This window comes from Treponema zioleckii (genome assembly GCF_014737315.1).
Lineage (GTDB): Bacteria > Spirochaetota > Spirochaetia > Treponematales > Treponemataceae > Treponema_D > Treponema_D zioleckii.
This window is the reverse complement of the sequence record NZ_JPUF01000108.1, coordinates 1-4,948: the sequence shown is the minus strand read 5'-3', so window position 1 is coordinate 4,948 and position 4,948 is coordinate 1. Positions and strand designations below refer to the sequence as shown.

General features: G+C 31.6%; 4 protein-coding genes. All 4 read left to right on the top strand.

Translation table 11 applies throughout. From position 1 onward, the window contains the following. The coding region (locus tag JI65_RS16355; RefSeq protein ID WP_277950611.1) for a hypothetical protein at nucleotides 1–254 on the top strand (254 nt) is incomplete at its 5' end. A gap of 25 nt (nucleotides 255–279) precedes the next feature. Continuing rightward, a complete protein-coding gene (locus tag JI65_RS16350; protein WP_191018236.1) occupies nucleotides 280–1,359 on the top strand; it encodes a PDDEXK nuclease domain-containing protein in 1,080 nt (359 codons plus the stop codon). Beyond that, nucleotides 1,356–2,645 (top strand): restriction endonuclease subunit S, encoded by a 1,290-nt coding sequence (locus tag JI65_RS16345; RefSeq protein ID WP_191018235.1) that lies wholly within the window; start codon nucleotides 1,356–1,358, stop codon nucleotides 2,643–2,645. Before JI65_RS16350 ends, JI65_RS16345 begins: the two co-directional genes overlap by 4 nt. A 2-nt stretch (nucleotides 2,646–2,647) precedes the next feature. Next, nucleotides 2,648–4,948: metallophosphoesterase (locus JI65_RS16340; protein WP_191018234.1), on the top strand; the 2,301-nt coding region annotated here is incomplete at its 3' end.

The window sequence follows — 4,948 nt, the reverse complement described above, 5'->3', positions numbered from 1 at the left end:
ATATACGAGGGAGATTAAAAATGAACGAAAAAACAGAAAATTCGGTTATAACATATAAAAAGACCTCAAACATTATTGATGATGCAAGAACGATTATCAACAGTGCAAGACAGTTTTATCGCCTGTATCAAATTCCGTCTGCACTGCGGACGGAATTGAACTGGTCACAATATAAACTTTTGATTGCAATTTCAGATCCTTCAAAAATGAAACAGAGCGGAATAGATTGGATTGGGGAAATTCATTCGAAGTGAAAAGTCGGAAGTGAGGTGAGAAGAAATGGAACCTGAAATTGCGAATTACTATGAATCAGAAATAGCTTTTACGGAAGATTATGTTTCCGACATAAAAGCCATATTTACCCAATCAAGGCAATATGCAAAAAATCATGTGAATTATGCGATGGTTTATGCCTATTGGCTTACGGGAAAAAGAATTGTCTTGCAGGAGCAGAACGGCGAAAACAGGGCGGAATACGGAAAAGAAATTATAAAGAATCTTTCGGAAGAACTTACAAAGGAATTCGGCAAAGGCTTTTCAACGCAAAGTTTGTACAATTTCCGTATGTTCTATGAGCGATTCACAGAGCCAGAGAAATTCTCCGCAATGTGGAGAATTTTAACTTGGAGCCATTACAAGCTGATTATGCGCGTTACGCAAAAAGAAGCTCGCGACTGGTACTGCAACGAAAGTGCGGCACAAAATTGGGACACTCGGACTTTGGAGCGGAACATCGGCACAAAATACTATGAGAGGCTTTTGAGTTCGCAGATAAAAGAGCCTGTAATAAAAGAAATGGAGCAGAATACAAAAGAATTTCAGGACAAAAAGCTTGAATTCGTAAAAAATCCATATGTGCTTGAATTCTTGGGGCTTCCGGAAAATAAAAGCTATGAAGAAAGCGACTTTGAACAGGCAATAATCGACAGCCTGCAAAATTTTTTGCTTGAAATGGGAAAAGGCTTTGCCTTTGTGGAGCGACAGAAACTTGTGCGGACGGAAACAGAAGATTTTTACATCGACCTTGTGTTTTACAATTTTTTGCTCAAATGCTTTGTACTTGTGGACTTGAAGATGAACACGCTTACTCACCGCGATGTAGGGCAGATGGATTTTTATGTTCGTATGTTTGACGACATCTACAAAAAAGAAGATGACAACCCGACCATTGGCATATTGCTTTGTTCAGAAACCGACAAAACTGTGGCGAAGTATTCTGTGCTGAACGACTCCAAGCAGATTTTTGCAAGTAAGTATCTGACTCTGCTCCCGACAGAAAAAGAACTTGCGGACGAGATTGAGCGACAAAAAGAAATCTTCGCAGAAAGACACTCCCATATTGACGGAGAAAAAAGATGAAACAAAGCGGAATAGACTGGATTGGGGAAATTCCTGATGATTGGAAAATTTCAAAAGCAAAAACAATTCTTCGTAATAAGAGTATAAAAAATCATCCTGAAGCAGAAGTTTTGTCGCTTTATAGAGATTTAGGAATTGTTCCTAAAAATTCTAGAGATGATAACCACAATGTTACATCTGACGATACCGCATCATATAAATTTGTCCAAAAAGGTGAATTAGTTCTCAATAAAATGAAAACATGGCAAGGCTCTCTCGCTGTTTCTGATTATGAAGGTATTGTTAGCCCTGCTTATTATGTTTGTGAATTTACAAATCAAGAAATTGATAAAAAGTACATACATTATCTTCTTCGTAATAAAATGTATGCACAAGAATTTGAAAGACTTTCAACTGGATTGCGAGTTGGTCAGTGGGATTTAAATATTGATGATTTTTTGAATACGCCTATAGTTTATCCACCTAAAAAAGCAACTCAACAACGCATAGCCAAATATCTCGACAAAAAAGTTTCTGAGATTGATTCCATAATCGAAGAATCAAAAAAATCCATAGAAGAATACAAAGCATGGAAACAGTCTGTAATCTTTGAAGCGGTAACGGGCAAAAACTTGAACTGCAAAAAGAAAGACAGCGGAATTGAATGGATTGGCGAAGTTCCTGAAGGATGGGAAGTAAAACGATTAAAGAATCTTTTTGATTTTGGTAAAGGACTACCAATTACAAAAGAAAATCTAAAAGAGGCTGGTGTTTCAGTAATAAGTTATGGTCAAATTCATTCAAAGCAAAACTCAGGAACCAGAATAGATGATTCGTTAAAGAGATTCGTTGATGAATCATATTTAACAAGTAATTCAAATTCTTTAGTTCATAAAAGTGATTTTATATTCGCTGATACATCAGAGGATTTAGAAGGATGTGGAAATTGTGTCTATGTAGATGAAGAACAAACTTTATTTGCAGGTTATCATACAATTATATTTTCATCGAAAATAAAGCAAAGTAATAAGTATTTAGCATATTTATTTAAAACTGATGCTTGGAGAAATCAAATAAGAAGTAGATGCAATGGAGTTAAATTATTCAGCATAACAAAAAGAATCTTATCAAATGTTAATATAGTACTTCCACCTCTTCCAGAGCAAGAAGCAATAGCCAAAATGCTTGACTCAAAATGTGCTCAAATCGACAGTCTTATCGCCGAAAAAGAATCGCTCATCGCAGATTTAACGGAATACAAGAAGTCACTCATTTTTGAAGTGGTCACTGGAAAAAGGAGTATATAAGAATGACAGATGCAAATGATAAAAAACTTCGTATATTACATATCTCTGATATTCATTACTCAAATAAGAATATGGATGCCTTTGAAAGAATGGTGAAAGCACCTTTCTTGGAATTCATAAAAGAAAAGAATAAAGAAAAACAAATAGATGTAATTTGCCTTACAGGAGATTTGATTAATCAAGGAACTGGAGGGTTTGCTTCTACAGATGAAGCTTTTTCTAATTTTGATAAAGATTTTATCTCTCCATTAGTAGATGTTATTGATATTGATAAACAATCAATTTTTATCTGCCCTGGTAATCACGATGTAAATAGAGAATTAGATAAAGATGATGAAAATAAAATAAAACAACAACTTTCCACAAATAAAAAAAATACAGAAATAAATAAAATTATTAACGAAAAAAGAACTATTGAAGAGCATGTTGGTATAAATAGAATGCTTCCTTTTAAGAGGTATGAAGAAGCTTTTTACAAAGATAATGACGATAGTACGATTTCTTATTTTGATTCATATCATGTAAGAAGCGTGAATAATGTAAAATTAGGTATTCTATGTGTTAATTCAGCTTGGCGTTGTTTTGATGACGATTCAAAAATAATTCTTGGAATAAATCAGATTCAAGATAACTATCCAAAAATTCGAGATAATGATTTCAATATATTGCTATCGCACTATAAAATAGATAAATGCTCAGATATTGATACAATGACTGAAAATATAATAACAAATTTTAATTTATGTTGTTTTGGGCATACACATTCTTCTGGTTCAGCATCAATTACTGATTCGATAGATAGAAAAAGCGTTATATCGCTTTCAAAGGGGCTTATACCAAGCAATTGGATGGAAGAGAATCATAACTATGAAAACGGTTTTTCAATAATTGATATAGATTTAATTTCAGATGATATTTCTGTTACCGTTACTCCTTATACATATTCAGGCTCAGAAAAAAATACTTTTGTTTTGGATACATATGCATTAGGAAAAGATGAGGCTGCACAATATTCTCTTTCAAAACGAATTATCCATACGGAAGAAGTTTTCTCAGAAACTATTCGAAAAGAGTATTCGGAATATTTGTTACGCTTATTAAATATTCAATTTCATAGTTATATAAATCGCACAATATCAGATAGTCAAAACCCGGAAAAGACATTTTCTTTATTTGAAGAACTAAAGAAATATAGAAAGATTGTTTTACTTGTTGATGCTGGAATGGGAAAAACTTTTGAAGCAATACAATTATCACAAAGGATTTTGACAGATAAAAAATTCGGTAATTATATACCAATTTTTCTAAAGGCTAATTTATACAAAAACTCTTTTGATACTTTAGAAGAAGGCATAAAAGAACAATTACGACCATTTACCAAAATAAACACTGATACATATTATGAAGATAATATTCATGACAATATAATCTTAATTATAGATGGTCTTGATGAAGTAATAGAAAAATCTCAATATAGAGCTTTAGTTAATGAAATAAATAAATTTGCTGCTTTGTATCCAAAGATGTTTTCATTTATTACTTGTCGTACAAATCAATTTCATAATGATTTAATCATTTATAAAGATTTTTTATTAAATCCATTAACTGATGGGGAAATTAGGGGATATCTTCAGAAAAATAAAATTAATGAAACAAAGTTTTCATCAAGTTATTTTGAATTGTTTAAAAATCCATTTTTACTGGGCCTTGTAACAAAAGTTTATAAACAAGAAGAAGCTTTTTCAAAATTCTATAATAAATCGAAACTTTTGGAACATTGTTGTCTCTTTCTAGCTGGAAAAAGAGATGAAGAGAAAGGATTAGAAATACCTGATATAAATTATTCCAAATTATTCTGCGAAATTGGAAAGATTGCATTTGAAAATTTTGATAAAAATTCTTATACACACGTAGAGTTTGATGAATATTTTTCTTCTTTATTTTCTGCTAGCCAAGCTTTTGGCAAATTTAGAAATGAAATATTTGTTGTTGGACAAAATTATGAATTCAAACATCGTTTATTTAAGGAATATCTTATAGCATTTTATATGTATAAGACTTACCCATTCAGTGATGATACTTTTGATTTTTATAAGAAAATTATAAATGACGAAAGTTATTTCGAAATACTTAGCTTTGTTTCTGGAATGATAACAGATATAAAAACACAGAATATGTTCTTTGATTTTTTGCTTGAGAATAATTTTAAGCTGTTTCTTTATTGTATTATTGTAAAAAATGATTTATCTGATCAGTTGCAGAAATTAACTTTTGAAGACTTCTCTGAATTATATATCAATATC